The sequence below is a fragment of the Nonomuraea sp. NBC_00507 genome (genome assembly GCF_036013525.1).
Lineage (GTDB): Bacteria > Actinomycetota > Actinomycetes > Streptosporangiales > Streptosporangiaceae > Nonomuraea.
Map to the genome: position 1 here is coordinate 3,372,256 of NZ_CP107853.1, position 18,813 is coordinate 3,391,068.

Here is an 18,813-nt window from a genome sequence, read left to right on the forward strand (position 1 = left end):
TTCGGTCGGAAGCCGGCGACATTTCCGTAGTGAAGAGTCTTGCCGCGCGGCATGCCGCGTGGCAAGAATGAATTTGCCACGCGGCAACATTTTTTACGACACGTTCACGGGCCGCGCGGTGAAAGGCAGGACCGATGACCGCGATGACTCGGCGAGGGTTCCTCGCCGCTGCGGGTGCCCTGACGGCCGTGGCCGCGACCAGTGCATGCGGCGGGAGTGGTGGTGGTGCTGGTGGTGGCGGTGCCGGTGGCAACTCGCTGACCTGGTGGGACCACCAGAACCAGCTCCAGTCGGCGAAGAAGGAGATCTTCGCCCAGTTCGCCAAGAGCCCCGGCGGCGCCCCCGTCCAGTACACGTACTACAACCCCGCGAAGCTGGGCCAGGCGCTGCAACTGGCCAAACAGAGCAACCAGCTCCCCGACCTGCGCAGCAACGCCGGGCTCACGCTGCCCGCCGCGGCGCTCGTCGCCGCCGGATGGTCGCAGCCGCTGGAGCTCAGCGCCGAGGCGAAGGCCCGGGTCCAGGACTCGCTTATCGAGGGCCTGCACATGTTCGACGGCAAGATCTACGCCTTCCCCATCTTCAGCCACCAGACCTACTCCGCGGTGACGTGGTTCAACAAGGAGCTGGTCGCGCGTGCCGGGCTGGATCCGGAGGCGCCGCCGAAGACGTACGACGAGTTCCGGGCCGCGGCGCGCGCGGTGCAGAGCAAGGGCGGCGGCCAGACGTACGGCTGGGTGTGGAACATCGGCATGCCGATGCGGTTGGCCGAGCAGGTCAACGACCTGGCGCAGGCGGCCGGGTTCGCCGGGGCCGGCGGCGTCCGCTACGACAACGGCGAGTTCGCCTTCCACTCCGACGAATACCTCAACGTGATCGAGTTCCTGGTCACGCTGAGCCGGGACAAGGTGCTGGTGCCCGGGGCGAACTCCTGGCTGGACGACGTGGCCCGGGCCCGGTGGACGGCCGGGATCGCGGCGTACTACTTCGACGGCCCCTGGTGCCCCGGCGTGGCGCTGAAGGCGACGCCCGGCTTCGCGGACAAGCTCGGCGTGGGACCGATCCTGACGCCGGAGGCCGGCACCGAAGTGGCCACCTACCATGTGCCGCAGCCCGGGGACTACTGGTTGTCCTCGACGAGCAAGAACGCCGCGCTGGCGAGCAAGCTGCTGAGCGAGCACTTCACCACGGAGGAGTACTCGCGCCGGGTCGCCGACACCATGTCGCAGCCGCCGCGCGACATCTCCGTCGTCGACCAGTCCCAGGCGCACCCCGCCTACAAGAAGCTGATTGGCTGGTTCAAGGAGAGCGTCTTCCTGGCCCCCGAGCCGATCGCCGGCAACAAGGACCTCCAGCAGGTGCAGATCGCCACCAAACCGGTCACCCCCACCCTCGGGGACATCATCCAGGGCGCGCTCACCGGCGACGTCACCGACGTGCGCGCGGCGCTGACCAAGCTGTCCAGCGACAGCGCCAGGCAGCGCGACGCGGCGATCGCGGCGGCCAAGGCCAAGGGCGCGCAGGTCAGCCTGGACGACTACACCTTCCCCAACTGGAAGCCGCGGACGGACTACACCAAGCCGATGTACGCCGAGCGCTGACGGAGCACCGTGAACCGACCCAACATCGTGCTGATCATGACCGATCAGCAGCGGGCCGACTGGACGGCCGCGAGCGGCTTCCCCCTGGACACCATGCCCTTCCTCGATGGGCTGATGGGCGGCGGGACGCGGTTCCGGCGGGCGTACACCACCTCGCCGCTGTGCGTGCCCGCCCGGATCAGCCTGCTCACCGGGCGCTACCCGTCCGCGCACCGCGTCCGCCAGAACCGCGCCGCCCGGCACGTGCTGCGCGGGGCCGACCTGGTGGACGTGCTCCGCGACGCCGGTTACGCGCTGCACCTGGCGGGCAAGACGCACTTCCACCGCGAGCGGGCCGACTTCGACACGTTCGCGGCGCCGTACTGGCATGATCGCGGCCCGGACGGCGCGGCGACGCCCGAGCAGGCCCGTTTCGAGCGGTGGCTGACCGAGCTGGACCACTCGGTCGGGCACGAGCCGACGCCGTTCCCGGTGGAGTGCCAGTTCCCGTACCGGATCGTGGACGGCGCGATCGACGCCATCGATCGGACCCCCGCCGACCGGCCGTTCTTCACCTGGTTGTCGTTTCCCGAGCCGCACAACCCGTACCAGGTGCCGGAGCCGTACTTCAGTCTGTTCGACCCCGACGAGATGCCGGAACGGCTCGCAGGCCCCGAAGGCGCCGCGCGCAAGGGCGGCATGTACGCCTGGCTGCGCGAGCTGATCGAGGAGAAACGGCCCGGCTACGACGCCGAGTGGCGGCGCTACCGCGCCAACTACTGCGGCATGCTGCGGCTCATCGACGACCAGCTCCGCCGGTTCTTCACCCACCTGCGTGAGACCGGGCGGGACACGGACACGCTGGTGTTCTTCGTCGCCGACCACGGCGACTACGTCGGCGACTACGGCCTGCAGCGCAAGGGCGCAGGCATGCCCGAGTGCCTGATGTGCATCCCGTTCGCCGTGGCCGGGCCGGGCATGCGGCCTTCGGTCAACCGCACCGACTTCGTCTCGCTCGCCGATCTGTTACCGACGATCTGCGACGCCCTCGACGCCGAGATCCCGCCCGGCGTCCAGGGCCGCAGCCTGTGGCCCCTGCTCACCGGCGCTCAGTACCCGGCCGAGGAGTTCGCCACCGGGTACGGCGAACGCGGGTTCGGCGGGCTGTCCTACGGCGTCGACGACCGCCCTCCGCTGCACTTCCCGTACGAAGGCCGCACCTTCGACGAGCTCAACACCGTCACCCAGGCCGGCACGACGGTGATGCTCCGGCGCGAGCGCTGGAAGCTGCTCCTGGACGAGCGCGGCGCCGGCGAGCTCTACGACCTGGAGGCCGACCCGGCGGAGCTGGACAACCGGTACGACGATCCGGCGCTCGCCGAGACCCGCGCCGCCCTCACGACCGACCTCGCCCGCTGGATGATCCGCGTCCGGGACGATCTGCCGGAGGCGGCGTACTCCCTCAAACGCGCACCACACAACTGGCACGCCCCGGAAGGGAGGTAGCCCCCGGGCCGCGCAGGCCAGCCAGTCCTCGATCTCGCGGTGCTGTCTCAGCCCCACCTGGTCGAACTCGTGCCAGCCGCAGCTCGACTCCACGCCCAGCGTGCGCCCGCCGGCCATGCCGCAGCGGCGGCTGGACGAGCCGGCCCGCTACGGTAAAACCTCGTTCTGACCTGCGGCCTGACGTTCTAGAGACCCATGCGAACGCCCCTGGAACAAGCTCCAAGGACGCTCGACGAGATGGCCCGGGCACCGCTGCCGCAGCAGCGACTGCCCCGCGTTTCGTACCGGGAGTCGACGGCGCTGACGCGGACGGACGTAGGCGTGGGACCGGGCCGCGCGGCCGGGACCGAGACGGTCGAGGCCGCGTTCACCGACGGCGTCGAACCCGGGCCCACCGACGGGAACCCCGCCGTCTGGGACTCCACGTTCCTCGACTGGCTATGTCGGTCTCACCCGACACCGGATGTCAGTCTCGTTCGACACCAGTATGGATGAGGGGTATCGGAGGTCGATGGGCGTCGACACCACGGGTGTTCCGCCGGGGATCGGGCCCCAGCCTCGATGGCTTCTACTGCCGCAGAGGTGACGAGGGGGTTGCCTACCTTGGTGATGCCGCTAGAGAGATCGGCAAAGGGCGACCCGCGAGATGAGGCGTATGCCAAGTGGCCGATCGCCGCTGAGACGGTGGGTGCTATCCAGCACGTTGACCGAGTCGCCGTTGAATGGCGTCCGGGTGGCCACAAGGTCGAAGTGCGCGCACTCGCCGACGAGTGAACAACGCGGGAATCCCAATCCGCCCGGGTGCGGGATCCCTCGCGGAGCCACGCCGTAGCGCGTTCGATGGTCCAGCGGGGGCGGCCCCTGACGCCACGAACGCAAGGCAGTCTTCCTCCTTCGTCAGCATCCTCCGCACTCATCTGCTACCGCAGAATCCGCGAACGAAGACGAACTCTTAAGCCGAACGTGGCGTCAGGATACCTGGATTGACTTATATAAGTGGAAACCGGTATTCTTCCTGTTCGTGCACGCGTTCGACATCCTCAGCGACCCGGTGCGCCGGCGCATTCTGGAGCTGCTCGCTGACGGTGAGCGGACCTCTGGCGCGATCACGGACGTGATCCGGGCCGAGTTCGGACTCTCCCAGCCGGCTGTCTCACAGCATCTGCGCGTGCTGCGTGACAGCGGGTTCACGTCGGTGCGGGCTGAGGGCGCTCGCCGGTTCTACGCCGTCGAGCCCGCGCCGCTGAGCGAGGTTGACGCGTGGTTGGACCGGTTTCGCCGGTTCTGGGAACAACGCCTCGACGCCCTGGAAACCGAGCTGGCCCGGGGCAGGCGTGCAACTCGGAGTCCGGCTGGTGGGGAGCCCACACGACCGGCCGAGCCCGGCACCGATGCGGACAAGACCGATCCATCAGCGAAGGGACCCTGACATGAAAGACATATTGGATGAACTGGCCACCGCGCGCCGAGCGATGGGCAAGGGCAGCGTGCCCGCCGGCGACGCGTACACCATCGAGGTGCGGCGTCGATACGAAGCGCAGATCGACGATGTCTGGGACGCCCTGACCAGCCCCGAGCGGCTGCATCGCTGGTTGAAACCGGTCACCGGGGATCTGCGGCTTGGCGGGAAGTTCGAGCTGGACGGTGGTGAGCACGGCGAGATCCTCCGGTGCGAGCCGCCGCGTCTACTAAAGGTGTCCTGGCTCTACGGGCCGGACGCTGACGCTTGGCCCGGCACGAGCGAGGTGGAAGTGCGCCTGGTCCCAGGCCCGACCGGCGACACCGAATTCGAACTGATCCACGCAGCGGTCGTCGAGGAGCCCCTCTTCCCGACCTACGGCCCCGGTGCCGGCGGCGTTGGCTGGGACCTGCATCTCCTCGCCCTGGCCCAGCTGTTGGCCGGTGGCGAGACCGCCGACCACGAGGCGGTCGAGAAGTCTCCCGAAGGGCGCGAGTTCATCCGGCGCAGCGCTGCGGCCTGGGGCGAGGCTCACGTGGCCGCCGGTGGCGAACCGGAGCACGTCGCGGCCGCAGTCGAGGCCACCACCAAGTTCTACGCACCCGACCCGACCTGACATCCCCGCTGCGGTGGGCTTACCAGCATTCCTGGGGCCTGCACCGCCGATGAATTGTCAATCGCGAGACGGATGTCAGGCCCCTCCGTCGAGGAGCAGGACGAGCAGCACAACAGCATGTTGTCCCACGCCTAGAAAGAATGCGCGATGAAGTACACCAACTCGATCGAGATCGCCCTGCCGCGGGAGCGGGTGGCCCAGCTGCTCGCCGACCCGGCACACCTACCGAAGTGGCTGCGGGGCTTGGTGCTGCACGAGCCGCTGAGTGGGATTCACGGGCAGCTCGGTACCAAGTCGCGGGTCGTGATGCAGTCAGGGCAACGGAAGATCGAGTGCACCGAAACGATCACACGGCGGGAGCCGGCAGACCTGCACGGGATCCCCAAAGGGATCGTCGTTCACTTCGACCGCGAGATCGTCGGCGCGGGCATGCGGAGCGTCGTGCGCGATCGGCTGACCGAGGCCAATCCGGAGACGACGCTCTGGGAGAGCGAGAGCGAATACCGGTTCAGCGGCCTGCTGATGCGGCTGGTGGGGCTCCTCATGCCCGGTGCCTTCCACAAGCAGTCGCAGCAGCACATGCAGGATTTCAAGGCGTTCGCCGAACAGGGGAAGGATGTCCGCGAAGGGAGGAACTGATCTGCCGCAATCAGCAACGAGAATCGCCGACGGCGATCGGCCGCTGCTTGGCGCGCCGGTCACGGGATCTTGGGGCGTGATCACGTCGGGCACTTGCGTTCCCACGTTCGGGTTCCTGGTGAGCGATCCCATCCGGGCGGGACGCGTCTGGAATGCCTGCCGCCGAGGAGGTTCTGACGTCATGGCTCGCGATGCACGTACGTCCCGTGTCGACCTGTACGCGGCGATCCGGCGCGACGCGAAGGCCGGTCTGTCGAACCGGGCACTGCAGCGCAAACACCGGGTCGGCTACCGCACCGTCGCGGCCGCGCTGGCCTCAGCGTGGCCGAAACAGCCGAGGCGGCCACCTAGGGCCTGTACGGAGTTGAGATCAGGGCATTCGTCTGCGTCTTGGTCCGGGATCCTGGTAGGCCATCGCCATGGCGCGTGGAGACCTCACCGATGGGGAATGGTCCTTGATCGAGCCTCACCTGCCCTTGGGTGAGCGGGGCCCGATCCCGGGCCTGCGGCAGCAGTTCAATGCCGTGATGTGGCGGTTTCGTACGGGCAGTCCGTGGCGGGATCTGCCCGCTGAATACGGGCCGTGGTCCACCACCTATGACAGGTTCCGGTCGTGGGCAAGGGCGGGCGTCTTTGAGCAGCTGATGCAGGCGTTGATCGCTGAGGCCGCTGCCCGGGGACAAGGTCGACCTTGACCTGATCAGTGTGGACTCCACCATGGCCCGTGCCCACCACCACGCCGCCGGGATGGTCTTGGACGGTGCGTTGGTGCAGGCGTTGGAGGAGGCCGCCGAGCAGGAAAGGGGGCTGCACCGAAGGGGCAAAACCCCCAAGTCGGCGGGCCCGGCAAAGACGAGGACGGGGATGGGGGCGGACGCCGGCGGTTACGACTGCGGCGCAGGATCCGGCTGAAGGCGGCGAAGTTGGGCCGCTCGCGGGGTGGGCTGACCAGCAAGGTCCATCTGTCCGCCGACCGGAGATGCCGTCCGCTGTCCTTTGTCTTGACCGCGGGCCAAGCTGGAGACAGCCCGCAGTTTCGCGCGGTGCTGGAGCGCATCAAGGTGCGCCTGCCCGTCGGCCGCCCGCGCACCCGCCCGGGCGCGGTGGCCGCCGATAAGGCCTATTCCTCCCGCGGCAACCGCGCCTACCTGCGCCGACGCCGCATCAAGGCGGTCATCCCCGAGAAGACCGATCAGGCGGCCCACCGCAAGAAACGTGGCTCTCGTGGCGGCCGCCCGGTCAGCCATGATCCAGATCTCTACAAAGAGCGCAACACGGTGGAACGCTGCATTAATCGGATCAAGGAGTGGCGTGGGCTGGCCTTCCGCTTCGACAAAACTCCCGACAGCTACCTCGCCGGCCTTCATCTACGCGGAGCAATCTTGTGGGTCCGAAGCCTTCGACCCATCTGAAGACCTCAAGTCCGTACAGACCCTAGGGCGCAGCCAAGGTAAGCCCAAAACCCGCCACGAGTGGATCTTGAATGAGGTCTCTCGTCTCGGTGTCAATGGTCTCACGTGGTGTCAGTGCCGAGCGCTGGTATCGACATCGGCTAGGTAGCGGTGCAGCGAGGTCTTTGGGAACCCGTTCTGCTGACGGCCTACCCCATCTTGCGGATCATGGCGGTGACCGCGTCCGGGTCGACGAGTTGGTGCAGGTGCAGACCTCGCAGGTGTTCGACCCGCCAGCCCCGCTCGCGCGCGTCCGCCGCCTTGTCGTCGTCGCCCTGCGCCTCGTCGCTGTCCGCCCCAAACATCAGATAGCCGCACGGCCGGTTGTCCCAGCCGGTCGGCACCGGGATGTGCTGCTCGAAGAAGGAGAGCGGCAGCCGCGGCTGCTCGTCGCAGATCGCCCGCCTGGTCTCCTCGTCCGGAAAGAGCGGGGCGACGTCGGCCTCCTCCCACCACTGCGACCAGGGCGGCAGCCGTCCGGCCTCCGCCTTGCGGCGGACGGTCTCGAGCAACGCGGGCGCGACGGCGTCGGTCAGTCCTTCACGGACCGGCAGGGCGGCATCGACGAAAATGCAGCTTTTCACCGTACGGTCAATCGCGTCCACAACGACCGGCATGAACCGGCCCGCGTTGCTGTGGGCGACCAGCACCACCTCCGTCTCGGGCGGCAGCGGGGCGACAGCGGCGGCCACGGTCTCGGCGACCAGCGGCCAGAATGGCGGCTCCGCGTCGGCAAAGATGCAGGAACGACGGCACCACCGCGCTCGGCAGGCGCTGAGCCACCAGCGCCCAGGTCGACGGTCCCACCAGCGGACTGTGCATCAGAACATAGGCGATCGTCACCGGCGTCATTCTGTCAGCGCGTGCCGCAGGGAGTGAGGCTGGAGACCACGGGGTGCCGGTTGTTCTTACGTGTCACCAGATCCAAACAGGCTGATCTTGCCTGGTCAGTTGTTCGGCGGAGGGACGTCCTCTGATCCCAACTCCGTACAAGCCCTAGCTCGACTCGGCCCGCAAGCACGGCCTGAACGCCCTGGACGCGATCCGCCGCGCCTTCACCGGCCCACCTCTGGATGCCCCCAATCGTCCTGACCGACTGACCAGCGAGCATCACACAACGCCACCGAGTTGATGAATGTTTTACCCTGGCGCTAACGTGATCACGATGTTCCGCCTGCCCGCCCCCTGCCCAGCTGTCCTGACTGTTGCGGGCCGCGTCGATGTTGAGCGTGCACACGTTGTTCGACGGCCCCGTGTCGAAGTACGCGAGCGACATCCTCCGCACCGTGCTGATCTGCACGCTCACGGCACGGATCCTCGCCAGAATGAGCTCCTGTGTGGCGGCGTGCCAGCGGCCGAGCCGAGCTGGGTGATCGGGTTCGCCCAGCTCGGGGAGATCCCGGCCGCGCTGCGGCCGTTGCCGGGCAGCACGTTCAACCCGCCTCACCCCTTCTGGTATGCGGCGGCCCGGGCCGAGCACCCGCGCTGGTTACGGAGAGTCGGATGACGGCGTGGCGGATCCTGCTGGTCACGGCGGCCGTCGCAGGCCTGGTGTGCCTGGCGACGTCGATCGGCCGCCCGTGGGCATACTTCACGGTGCAGAGCAACGTCATGCTCGCGCCCTACTACGGCTGGCGGCTGGTCAACGACCGCAGGAAACCAGCCTCCGCCGACGTCAAAGGCGCGGTGACCCTGTACCTGCTGGTCACATGCCTGGTCAACTACGTCTCGCGGGACCTGGCCAACCCGCTGACACTGCTGGCCGGCGGCGGGATACGCGGGCTGGGCAACTTCCTGCTGCATTACGTGACGCCCGTCATGGCGCTGGTCGACTGGACCGCTTTCGACCGGTCGCGCCGAGTCCGATGGGCGGCGCCGTTCGCCTGGCTGGGCTACCCGCTTCTGTACGGCGCCTTCGTGCTTCTTGTCAGCCCCAATCTGCCCCGCCGCTACGTCTACCCGTTCCTGAACGTGGAACGACTGGGCTGGCCGGCCGTCGCGTCGGCGTCGCTCGCAGCGCTGGCCGCCTTCGTGGTGCTCGGCTACGCCCTGCTCGGCATCCACCGGCTCAGGGCCGAACCCGCGGACCCCTGAACCCGCGCTGGATCCGTGCACAACACACGCACCGTGGACGGGCGCACCCAGCCGGACTGCAGCACCGCCCGGGACGGGACGAAGGCAATCCTCACGACCTACTCGATCTTGAGCCCTGTTGAATGCTTACCCTCGGGGAGGGTCCATGGGGGAGTTCGTCGGGATCGATCCCCTCGGCGCAGAGAAGGGCTACCATGCGAGACCCGCTGGTCAAGGTCGATCACCTGCCCGCCTCGACGGACCTGCTCAAGGTCACCGTGGGACGGCTGGAGAACGGCACGCCCTGGACCATCGACTTCCGCACGGTGCCGCATTGGCTGAACGCGGGCGCGACTCAGTCCGGCAAGTCGGACCTCGCCAACGCCCTGATCGTCGAGCTGGCTCCGCAATCCGTGGCCTTGGTCGGCTTCGACCTCAAAGGCGGGGTCGAGTTCACGCCCTGCAGTCCGCGCCTGTCCGCGCTGGCCACCTCGCGCGCCGAGACGGTCACACTGCTGGATGACCTCGTCGGCCTGATGGTCGATCGGATGGGGCTCTGCCGTCAGGGAGGTGCCCGCAACATCTGGCAGCTCCCGCCCGGCATCCGCCCAACGCCGATCGTCGTCCTGGTTGATGAGGTGGCCGGGCTGTACCTGATGGCCGACAAGAGCGAGAAGGACGAGATCGCCAAGACCTCGACCGCGCTGCTACGGGTGGCCCAGCTCGGGCGGGCGTTCGGCATCTACCTGTTCTGCTGCGGCCAGCGGATCGGCTCCGACCTCGGCCCCGGTGTCACCGCGCTCCGAGCTCAGTGCTCGGGCCGGATCTGCCACCGGGTCAACGACCTCATCAACGAGTCGGCCTATGCGTGTCCCAAAGAATTGCTGGCTGATGGTGGCAGCCTGGGTTCGTGACGCGCTCTGCTGAGTTGAGTGACGGGGGCAGCAGAGGGACCCCGCACCTCGCGATCCTTGCCGGCGATCTCCACTGACAAGATCACAGCCCCACTCGTCCGCGCGGCTACAGCGTGGCGAGCCTGCCGCCAACCTGGCGAACTTCGCCCTGTTCGCGGTGCTGTACGGGATGTTCTTTTTCTTCGCACAGTTCTTCCAGACCGCTCAGGGCGTCGGGCCGCTGGAGGCGCGGCTGCTGCCCGCCACCGGCGCGCTGATGATCGTGGCACCGGTGGCGGGGGCGCTCGCCGACAAGGTAGGCGAGCGCGTGTTCACGGTCACCGGGCTCGGTCTGTGGGGGATCTCTTTGGGGTGGCTCGCGCTCGTGGCCGATCCTGGCTGCCGTACTTGCAGATTCTGCCGTTGCTGGTCGTTCCGCTTCCTCGGCGGTGTCTTCGGGGTCGCCGTTGCCGGCATGCTCTTCACGAGCACCGGCGGGTACGGCTCACCGCACGCGTTCAGCGCCGGGTTCGCCGCGGCGATGGGCGGCGTGGGCATGATCGCGCTGCTCGGCGCGGTGGCCGCGCTGGGCATGCCGGGCCGGCGACGCGTTCCGACGCCGGAAAGGGAGCCGGTGGCATGACCCGCACACCATCGCCGGGAACGGAGCCAGTGGCATGACGCTCATGCCAGCCCGCACGGGGAGTTCGGTGAGGGCCAGGCGGCTCCTGGTCGCCGTCCACGTCCTGGTCACGCTGAGCTGGCTCGGCGGCGCGTACGCCACCCTCGTGCTCGCCGTCTCCGCCACATCAGCTTCCTACGCGCTCATCCAGCTCTATGACCTGGCCATCGTCGTCCCCTTGGGCCTGGCCGCGCTGGTGAGCGGGGTCGTGCTGGCGGGCTGGGCGGGACTGTTCGCCCAGCCCTGGGTGGTGGCCAAGCTGGTGCTGACAGTTCTGGCCCTGGCGGGTCGCTGCTCCTCCGTGCCGGGTTCGTGGTCGACGCGGCCGCGGGCGACGCGCGGGCCGCCTCCCGGGTGGTGACCGGATCGGTGGTCATCCTGGTGGCGCTGGTCGCCACCGCACTCCTCGGGATGTACCGGCCTTGGGGTCGCCGCGCAAGCAGGCGCTGAAACTCGGATGGCGGCCGAGTGCTTCGGGGCTCCGACAGATCACCATCAACGCACTCCCGTCACGTTCGCCCGTTGGTCGGATTCGGCGGTCAGGCTATTCGTGGGCGCTGGTGGCTTTCATCGCTCGGCGGCGGACCCCCGGTCACGGCATGATCGCGAGTCCGGTGTTCGGCTGATGATGCAGTGAAGCCCTGGTAGACGGGTTGATCACCACAATCTTCGCCGTCCCACCAGGCGCTTCGGTGCTGTCCTATCGCGCTGCCGTCGATTTGTCGTGTTCAACGCTGAACCACGTGGCCAGGCTGATCCGCCGGCATCGGCGCGCGAGCGGGTCGACCTGGCGGCTGCTCAACCCCGGACAGCAAGCCCTGCTGGTGCTGGTCTACCCCCAAGGGCGGGATGTTCACCGAGCTCGGAGGCCGTGACCTGGATGGCGAGCCTTGCAACTCACGGCCTCCCTGACGCAAAGGTGTTGCACGGATGCCAGATCAGATAAGGGAGCCGAAGACGGCGCGGTCTGGGTCGAGGTCGGCTGGGAGGGGCAGGGATTCGAGGGCGCCGGTTCGGGCGTCGAGGGAGAAGTAGCCGTAGTGGACGTTCTTCGATCCGGCGATGTGGATGAGGAGATGATTGCTGTCCACCCAGCCGAGCAGGTCGGTGAAGGTCTTCCCCCATGGCATCTTCGGCGCTATGCATGCGGCTCCAGCCCATACGGCGAGCCGGTCGGCTGATCAGCCGACCGGCTCGCCGATGGTGCCCAGGTCAGCTCCGGTAGCGGCGAAGACGAGCAGCTTGACGACGTGCTGGATGATGACGGTGCTCCTTGCAATGGCGGGAGCCGCGCGTTGCAGCGGGCGGCGTGGCAGTGGGCGCTGGAGCATCGTGGACCCGATGGTGATCTCCCCAGTGGGTCCCCAAATGCAAGCAACATGATCGTCTCCAGCATGAAAGCCTCCATGACGTCCAACGCGGGAAGCGATCGTTTCCTGGGTTTTCAGGCTTTCTTGAGAGGATGCCTGACGAACCGGCGACGGACGGCACGGTTTCGGCGTATGACAATCAAGGACCAGACGAGGTGGACGGTGGCACGCGAGGGGAGTTCTCGCCGGGCTCGAATGTATGGATCACGTGGTCGGGACTCAGTCGCGTGCCGTGCTCGAACGCGGCCGTGAACGACGCATCCCCGAGAGTCTCGCGCAGGGCCGCGGTGATGCGGTCTACGTCCCCTCGTTCGGCCGGTGGCAGCGGTGCGCCGACCGACTCGCGCAGCGCCGCGGCGACGCCCAGCAGGCGTGCGGCGCGTGGTGCGTTCACAGCGGTGAGTGCCCCCGCCAGTCCCTCGAAGGCCAGGGCCACGGCCCGGGGGTCGCCGATCTTGCGGGCGGAGGCGAGGCCGTCGAGGTGCAGACTCACCGCGGCTTCGGCGTCGCCGCGCTGTTCGGCGGCGAATCCCAGCTCGGCCAGGGCCAGGGCCAGGCCGGGCTCCCCTGACACGCCGCGTAGCCAGTCCACCCATTTGGCCAGGTGGGATTCGACCAGCTCCGGTTTGCCCTGGCGGCGAGCACTCAGGGCCAGCCCCATCTCGGCGAAGTGCTCGGCGACCTTGTTGGACTGCTCGGCGGCCAGGCGCATCGCCTGCTCGTGGTACGCGTCGGCGGCCGCGAGGTCGCCCGTCAGAAGGGCGATCCTGCCGAGCCCGGACAGCCGGAATGACGCCTCGCCCCAGAGGGAGAGCTCCTCGGCTATGCGCAGGCCCTCGCGGTGCAGCCGGGCCGCCTCGCGATAGTCGCCCGCGATCTCGGCGAGTTCAGCGAGAGTGTTGGTGGCCTTCACCCGGCCCCACCGGTCGCCGAGTTCCTTGAAGAGCTCGTCGCTGTTCAGAGCGTCGCGGTGGGCGGCGGCGAGGTCGCCCCGGGCCCGGGCGATCGTGGCCCGCACACTCAGCGCGGCGGCCACCCCCCAGCGGTCGTCCAGCTCGCCGAAGCCGTCAAGGGCCTGCTCAAGCAGGGCTGAGGTGACGGTCAGGTCGGTGAAGCCGCGGTGCGCGTAGCTCAGGAACCACTGAGCCCGTGCCCGCGCGCCCATGTCGGCGATGTTCTCGTAGGAGCTGGTCGACGCGCGGGCATCCGCATCGGTGCCGTCGCTCATCAGGAGGCGCACGCCGGTCCGCCAGGCGACCACGCGGGCGTCGTCGCATACGTTCAGCGCCAGGTCGAGCGCGCGCCGGGCCTCGGCCAGGCGTCCGCGCAGGAGCCAGTACCAGCCGAGCGCGTTGACGAGGCGGGCTGCGGCGTCGCCGTCGGCCAGCCGTACGGTCGTGTCGAGGGCGGCGCGCAGGTTGGCCCATTCGCGATCGAGGCGTTCCAGCCAGGGCCGCTGGCCGGGGCCGCGGAGGTGCAGCGCGGCGCGTTCGGCCAGCCCGGTGTAGTGGCGCAGGTGGCGGCGGTGGATCTCGTCGTATTCGCCGGCCTCCCGCAGGCGGTCGAGGCAGTATTCCCGTACCGACTCCAGGAGATGGTAGCGGGGGCCGACCGGACCGTCCGCCATGACGACGAGCGACCGATCCACCAGTCGCGCCAGCACGTCTATCCCGTCCACCCCGTCCAGCGAGCCGACCTCCTCTGCCGCGGTCAGCGTGCACCCGTCGGCGTGAACGCCGAGCCTGCGCAGGGCCACGCGTTCGGGCTCGGACAGCAGCTCCCAGCTCCAGTCGATCATCGCGCGGAGCGTACGCTGCCTAGCTGGGGCGCCGCGCCTGCCCGCCACCAGCACACCGAACCGGTCGTCGAGCCGGGCGGCCAGCTCGTGCACCCCAAGCGCGCGCACGCGAGCGGCGGCCAGCTCCAACGCGAGCGGGATCCCGTCCAGGCGCTGGCAGATCGCGGCCACGGCCGCGGCATTGCCGGGGCCGAGCCCGAAGCCCGGTGCAGCGGCGGCGGCACGGGTCACGAACAGCTCCACGGCGGCGAAGCGGCGTAGTTCCTCGGGCTCTGCGGCGGGGTCCGGCAAGTCCAGCGGGGGCACGGCCCACAGCCGTTCGCCGGGGAGACCCAGGGACTCCTGGCTGGTGGCGAGGATGCGCAGGCCGGGCGCCGTCCGCAGCAGCACCTCGGCCACCACGGCGACGGACTCGATCACATGCTCGCAGTTGTCCAGTACGAGCAGGAGGCTCCTCGTACGGAGCGCGTCGGCCAGCCGGCCCAGCAGGTCACCGGCGGCCTCTGCCTGGTCACGGATCCTGAGAGCGTCGTCGCGGACGCCGAGGGCCGAGGCGGCGACTCCGGCCACCGACGCCGGGGAGTCGCCGGAGGCCCGATCGAGGCCGGCCAGCTCCACCAGCCACGCGCCATCGGGGATGCCGCCCTCCAGTTCGCGGGCGACCTTGAGCGCGAGCTGGGTCTTGCCCACCCCGGCCGCGCCGGTGAGCGTGACCAGTCGTTCCGACTCCAGTAGCGTGCGTAGGTGGCTCACCGCTTGCTCCCGGCCGATGAGTTCGGCCAGGGCTGCGGGCAGATTGGTACGCTGCCGCACCGCGACGGCGGTCCCCTCCAGCGCTGGGTCCTGCCTGAGTATCGCCTCGTGCAGGGCCACCAGCTCAGGGCCGGGGTCCAGGCCGAGTTCGTCGGCCAGCCGCTCGCGCAGGTCGGCGTAGCTCGCCAGTGCCTCGCTCTGCCGTCCAGCCCGGGAGAGGACACGCATGTGCAGGGAGCGTAGGCGCTCGCGCAGCGGATGCCGGGTCACCAGATCGCCCAGCTCGCCGGCCAGCCAGCCGTGCTCGCCGAGTGCCAGACGCGCCTCCGCGTGCTCCTCCAGCGCGGCCAGGCGCTCTTCTTCCAGCCGGGCCGCCACCGGCCTGGCGAAGTCCTCGTCTACGAAGTCGGCGTACGCCGGTCCCCGCCACAACGCCAGCGCGTCGGCCAGCAGCTTCGCCCGCTCCCGTACGTCGACCGCCGCCTTGGCCCGGGTGACCAGCGACGCGAACCGGCCGGCATCCACGGCCTCGGGTTCCAGCCGCAGCAGGTAGCCCGGAGGCTGCGACACCACCAGGTCGCGACCGCCCGGCTCGGCGCTCTCCAGGACCCGGCGCAGCTGGGACACCCTGGAGTGCAGGGTGCCGGTGGGATTGCGCGGCAGCCGCTCGCCCCACAAGTCGTCGATCAGCAGATCGGACGACACAGGACGCCCCTCGTACACGAGTAGATCGGCCAGCAGCGCCCTCACCTTCGCCTCGGGAATGCGTACGGGCCTGCCGTCAGCCGTCCAGACGGCCAGCGGACCGAGCACCCCGAAACGCACAACCGCCAGGTTAGACGAGTTCGGACGGGCCCAAAGACGCCCCGCAGAAAACCCGAAGGGGCCCGGATCAGGATGAAGCCATCAACCGATCTTTCAAAGGATGAATGAACGATGAGGGTCAATCGCGAGATCCGGCTTGCCTCCCGCCCGGTCGGTGAGCCGGGACCGGACAACTTCGAGCTGGTCGAGGTCGAGCTGCCGGAGCCGGGCGAGGGTCAGATCCTGGTCCGTAACACGTGGATGTCGGTCGACCCGTACATGAGGGGCCGAATGAACGACGCCGAGTCGTACATCCCGCCGTTCCAGCTCGGCGTCGCGCTGGAGGGCGGCGCGGTCGGCGAAGTGATCGCCTCCCACGCCGAGGAGATCCCGGTCGGGGCGACGGTGTCCCATTTCCTGGGCTGGCGCGAGTACGCCGTGCTGGATGCCACCGCAGCGGCCGTCGTGGACACCGGCCTCGCCCGCCCGCAGGACTATCTGGGCGCACTCGGGCCGACCGGCCTGACCGCGTACCTCGCCGTCACCGAGATCGCACCGGTCAAGAAGGGCGACGTGGTCTTCGTCTCCGGCGCCGCCGGCGCCGTCGGCGGCGTGGCCGGGCAGCTCGCCCGCAAGCTGGGCGCCGCCAAGGTGATCGGCTCAGCCGGGGGACCCGAGAAGGTCAAGAAGGTTGTCGAGGACTTCGGCTTCGACGCCGCCATCGACTACCGAACCGGCTCGCTGCCCCAACGGCTCGCCGAACTCGCGCCCGAGGGCGTCGACATCTACGTCGACAACGTTGGCGGCGACCACCTGCAGGCCGCCATCGGCGCGCTGAAGGTGCACGGTAAGGCCGCCCTCGTGGGCATGATCAGCCAATACAACGCGACCACCCCCGTTCCCGGCCCGAGCAACATCTACGACGTGGTCACCAAGCGGCTGACCCTGCGCGGTGTGCTGGTGACCGACCATCTTCACCGCTTCCCCGAGTACATCTCCCAGGCCGCAGCCTGGCTGACCGACGGCGGCCTGCGCACGGAAGAGACTGTGGTCGAGGGCCTCGAGCAGGCTCCGGACGCCTTCCTCGGTGTGCTGCATGGCGCCAACACCGGCAAGATGCTCGTCCGCCTGGCGCGAGGATGACGACATGTCCACTCGCATGACGATCGAGGAACGCGAGACGTTCCTGGCCGGCACCCACATCGGCGTGCTCAGCGTCCCTGAAGGTCGCGCCTCGCAGCTGATCCCGATCTGGTACGCCTACGCGCCCGGCGGCGAGATCAGAATCAGCACGCCGTCCGGCAACCGCAAGCTGGGCCTGATCCAGGAAGCCGGTTACGTAGGTTTCGCCGTCCAGCAGGAGGAGATGCCGTACAAGTTCGTCTCCGTCGACGGCCCGGTCGTCGCCTACGAGCCGGCCGACCCGACGGAGTACCGTCGATGGGCGATCCGGTATCTCGGCCCTTCTGATGGGAAGCGGTTCTTCGAGTCGATCGAGGACGGTCTGCCGGATTGGGTCACCATCCGGATCCGGCCGGAGCGGTGGCGCACGTTCGACTTCGGCAAGGAGTTCAGCTGATCGGTGCTTGGACCGCGCGGGTCAGTGCAGCGTACGTGCCCATCCATCGGAAGATTCCGAACGCAAGTCGATACCATGCCGCAGTGCCCTCAGAAACATTGATCGTGACGGTCGCCCAGATTCCCCCCGAACCAGGGGATGTGAGAGCGAATGCCCGTTCAGCGGCGGCTCTGATGATCGAAACCGCGGATGCCGGTGCGAAACTGCTCGTGTTCCCCCAGCTGTCACTTGTCAGCTACGACCTGGAGCTCTTCACCGACCCGTCGGCTTGGGTGACCGAGGACGACCCGCGGCTCGACGTCGTCCGCCAAGCCAGCGCGGAGTGCGGCGTGACCGCTGTGGTCGGCGCCGCGTACCGCGGGCCGGACAACACGGCCTGGATCGCCTCGCTGGCGATCCGCCCCAATGGCGAGATCCAGGTTTACGGCAAGCAGAACCTGCACGGCGTGGAGCGCGACCTGTTCCAGCCCGGCGACAAGATCCAGATCCTGGACATCGACGGCTGGCGCGTCGCCCTCGCCATCTGCTACGACGCCGCGGTACCGGGGCACGCAGCGGAAGCGGCCGGCCTGGGCGCCGAGGTATATGCTGTGTCCGCCCTGTACACGCAGGAGGAGGTGCGGCGCATTGACGTCCACTCCGCGGCCCGGGCCATGGACCACCGCATGTACGCGGTCGTCGCGAACCTCGCCGGCCGGGGACCGGGGTGGGAATCGTGCGGCGGCAGCGGCACCTGGCACCCGGACGGCACGCGGCTGAGCCAGGCCGGGACCGACCCGGGTGTGTTCACCATGGCGTTGTCGCGCAGTGAGCTGCAGGCGTTGCGCGACAAGGACGCCCTGGCCGGAAACCCGCGGACCGCGCTCGTCGCAGACACGTGGACGTGACGGCACCAGGCCCGGCTGAGCCACACGGCGGCTCTCTCACGGGACAGGTACTGATCTTCGACGCCGATGACACGCTGTGGGAGAACAACGTCCTCTTCGAACGCGCCGTGGACGACTTCCTGCTCTGGCTGGACCACCCGACCCTCGACGGGGCCGAGATCCGCGCCATCCTCAACAGCATCCAGGCGGCGAACGCGGTCACCCACGGATACGGCGGCAAGATGTTCTTGCACAGCCTGAAGGAGTGCCTGAAGCGACTCCGCGAGCGGCCGGCGAGCGCTGCGGAACTGCGCTATGTCGACGGGTTGGCCGCGGCCGTCCTGGAAGGACGCGTGGAGCTGGTCCCGGATGTCGCCGAGACACTCACAGTTCTCGGCGGCCGGCATGAGTTGCTCCTGCTCACCAAGGGCGATACCGAGGAGCAGCAGCGCAAACTGGATCTCTCGGGGCTCGTGCACCACTTTCGCGGCATCCATATCGTGGCCGAGAAGGACGTCGACACCTACCGGCGGCTCACTCGCGACCTCGACCTGGCGCCGGCTGCGACCTGGATGATCGGCAACTCGCCGAAGTCGGACATCCTTCCCGCCCGGCAGGCGGGCATGAACGCTGTCTTCATCCCGAACGACAACACCTGGGTGCTGGAGCACAGCGAGCTCGATGACGACGATGAAGGAGTGCTGCGGCTGCGGACGTTCTCCGAGCTACTGCATCACTTCTGAA

18 protein-coding genes and 3 pseudogenes are annotated in these 18,813 nt (G+C 68.7%); 17 read left to right on the forward strand and 4 right to left on the reverse strand.

All coding sequences use genetic code 11. The features are described from left to right. Nucleotides 1-134 precede the first annotated feature (134 nt). The 7 genes and pseudogenes from OHA25_RS16970 to OHA25_RS17000 all read left to right on the forward strand — a co-directional run bounded on the left by OHA25_RS16970 (nucleotide 135) and on the right by OHA25_RS17000 (nucleotide 7,212). Nucleotides 135-1,601 (forward strand): extracellular solute-binding protein, encoded by a 1,467-nt coding sequence (locus tag OHA25_RS16970; RefSeq protein WP_327588537.1) that lies wholly within the window; start codon nucleotides 135-137, stop codon nucleotides 1,599-1,601. Nucleotides 1,602-1,610: 9 nt separating this feature from the next. Continuing rightward, nucleotides 1,611-3,086 (forward strand): sulfatase-like hydrolase/transferase, encoded by a 1,476-nt coding sequence (locus OHA25_RS16975; RefSeq protein ID WP_327588538.1) that lies wholly within the window; start codon nucleotides 1,611-1,613, stop codon nucleotides 3,084-3,086. A gap of 237 nt (nucleotides 3,087-3,323) precedes the next feature. Next, nucleotides 3,324-3,581 (forward strand): hypothetical protein, encoded by a 258-nt coding sequence (locus OHA25_RS16980; protein WP_327588539.1) that lies wholly within the window; start codon nucleotides 3,324-3,326, stop codon nucleotides 3,579-3,581. A gap of 526 nt (nucleotides 3,582-4,107) precedes the next feature. After that, complete coding sequence (locus tag OHA25_RS16985; protein WP_327588540.1) at nucleotides 4,108-4,515, forward strand: ArsR/SmtB family transcription factor; 408 nt, start codon at nucleotides 4,108-4,110, stop codon at nucleotides 4,513-4,515. Between the two features lie 13 nt (nucleotides 4,516-4,528). Further along, nucleotides 4,529-5,161, forward strand: a complete 633-nt coding sequence (locus tag OHA25_RS16990; RefSeq protein WP_327588541.1) for an SRPBCC domain-containing protein — start codon at nucleotides 4,529-4,531, stop codon at nucleotides 5,159-5,161. Between the two features lie 147 nt (nucleotides 5,162-5,308). Beyond that, nucleotides 5,309-5,800 carry an SRPBCC family protein gene (locus OHA25_RS16995; protein WP_327588542.1) on the forward strand — a complete coding sequence of 164 codons (492 nt, stop codon included), beginning with the start codon at nucleotides 5,309-5,311 and terminating at the stop codon, nucleotides 5,798-5,800. Between the two features lie 419 nt (nucleotides 5,801-6,219). Then, a pseudogene (locus OHA25_RS17000) lies at nucleotides 6,220-7,212 on the forward strand (IS5 family transposase). A 188-nt stretch (nucleotides 7,213-7,400) separates the two neighbouring features. Here OHA25_RS17000 and OHA25_RS17005 read toward each other — a convergent pair. Next, nucleotides 7,401-7,943 carry an alpha/beta hydrolase gene (locus OHA25_RS17005; RefSeq protein ID WP_327588543.1) on the reverse strand — a complete coding sequence of 181 codons (543 nt, stop codon included), beginning with the start codon at nucleotides 7,941-7,943 and terminating at the stop codon, nucleotides 7,401-7,403. 653 nt (nucleotides 7,944-8,596) lie between these two features. Between OHA25_RS17005 and OHA25_RS17010 the strand changes: the two genes are divergently transcribed. The 6 genes and pseudogenes from OHA25_RS17010 to OHA25_RS17035 form a co-directional block, all read left to right on the forward strand. Beyond that, nucleotides 8,597-8,758: a hypothetical protein gene (locus OHA25_RS17010; protein WP_327588544.1), complete on the forward strand. Its 162-nt coding sequence runs from the start codon at nucleotides 8,597-8,599 to the stop codon at nucleotides 8,756-8,758. Beyond that, nucleotides 8,755-9,345 (forward strand): Pr6Pr family membrane protein, encoded by a 591-nt coding sequence (locus OHA25_RS17015; RefSeq protein WP_327588545.1) that lies wholly within the window; start codon nucleotides 8,755-8,757, stop codon nucleotides 9,343-9,345. The genes OHA25_RS17010 and OHA25_RS17015 overlap by 4 nt, the downstream gene beginning before the upstream one ends. 188 nt (nucleotides 9,346-9,533) lie before the next feature. Continuing rightward, nucleotides 9,534-10,169 (forward strand): annotated as a pseudogene (locus tag OHA25_RS17020) (FtsK/SpoIIIE domain-containing protein); the annotation flags it as partial. A 238-nt stretch (nucleotides 10,170-10,407) separates the two neighbouring features. Then, nucleotides 10,408-10,860 carry a hypothetical protein gene (locus OHA25_RS17025; protein WP_327588547.1) on the forward strand — a complete coding sequence of 151 codons (453 nt, stop codon included), beginning with the start codon at nucleotides 10,408-10,410 and terminating at the stop codon, nucleotides 10,858-10,860. A gap of 34 nt (nucleotides 10,861-10,894) precedes the next feature. Beyond that, on the forward strand, nucleotides 10,895-11,260 hold the full coding sequence (locus OHA25_RS17030) for a hypothetical protein (RefSeq protein ID WP_327588548.1): 366 nt from the start codon (nucleotides 10,895-10,897) through the stop codon (nucleotides 11,258-11,260). 331 nt (nucleotides 11,261-11,591) lie between these two features. Further along, a pseudogene (locus tag OHA25_RS17035) lies at nucleotides 11,592-11,735 on the forward strand (IS5/IS1182 family transposase); the annotation flags it as partial. A 102-nt stretch (nucleotides 11,736-11,837) separates the two neighbouring features. Here the strand turns inward: OHA25_RS17035 and OHA25_RS17040 are convergent. From OHA25_RS17040 to OHA25_RS17050, 3 genes are all read right to left on the reverse strand, one after another. Then, the gene (locus OHA25_RS17040; RefSeq protein ID WP_327588549.1) at nucleotides 11,838-12,029 is read right to left on the reverse strand and encodes a hypothetical protein; all 192 of its coding nucleotides are present in this window, start codon (nucleotides 12,027-12,029) and stop codon (nucleotides 11,838-11,840) included. A 51-nt stretch (nucleotides 12,030-12,080) separates the two neighbouring features. Further along, a complete protein-coding gene (locus tag OHA25_RS17045) occupies nucleotides 12,081-12,230 on the reverse strand; it encodes a hypothetical protein (protein WP_327588550.1) in 150 nt (49 codons plus the stop codon). A gap of 178 nt (nucleotides 12,231-12,408) precedes the next feature. After that, nucleotides 12,409-15,645, reverse strand: coding sequence for a BTAD domain-containing putative transcriptional regulator (locus OHA25_RS17050; RefSeq protein ID WP_327588551.1), 3,237 nt, complete (start codon nucleotides 15,643-15,645; stop codon nucleotides 12,409-12,411). Nucleotides 15,646-15,756: 111 nt separating this feature from the next. Between OHA25_RS17050 and OHA25_RS17055 the strand changes: the two genes are divergently transcribed. The 4 genes from OHA25_RS17055 (at nucleotide 15,757) to OHA25_RS17070 (ending at nucleotide 18,812) form a co-directional block, all read left to right on the forward strand. Then, a complete protein-coding gene (locus tag OHA25_RS17055; protein WP_327588552.1) occupies nucleotides 15,757-16,767 on the forward strand; it encodes an NADP-dependent oxidoreductase in 1,011 nt (336 codons plus the stop codon). Nucleotides 16,768-16,771: 4 nt separating this feature from the next. Next, complete coding sequence (locus OHA25_RS17060) at nucleotides 16,772-17,203, forward strand: pyridoxamine 5'-phosphate oxidase family protein (protein WP_327588553.1); 432 nt, start codon at nucleotides 16,772-16,774, stop codon at nucleotides 17,201-17,203. Nucleotides 17,204-17,307: 104 nt separating this feature from the next. Continuing rightward, nucleotides 17,308-18,090 (forward strand): carbon-nitrogen hydrolase family protein, encoded by a 783-nt coding sequence (locus OHA25_RS17065; RefSeq protein ID WP_327590991.1) that lies wholly within the window; start codon nucleotides 17,308-17,310, stop codon nucleotides 18,088-18,090. Further along, the gene (locus tag OHA25_RS17070) at nucleotides 18,087-18,812 is read left to right on the forward strand and encodes an HAD family hydrolase (RefSeq protein WP_327588554.1); all 726 of its coding nucleotides are present in this window, start codon (nucleotides 18,087-18,089) and stop codon (nucleotides 18,810-18,812) included. Before OHA25_RS17065 ends, OHA25_RS17070 begins: the two co-directional genes overlap by 4 nt. Nucleotide 18,813 lies beyond the last annotated feature (1 nt).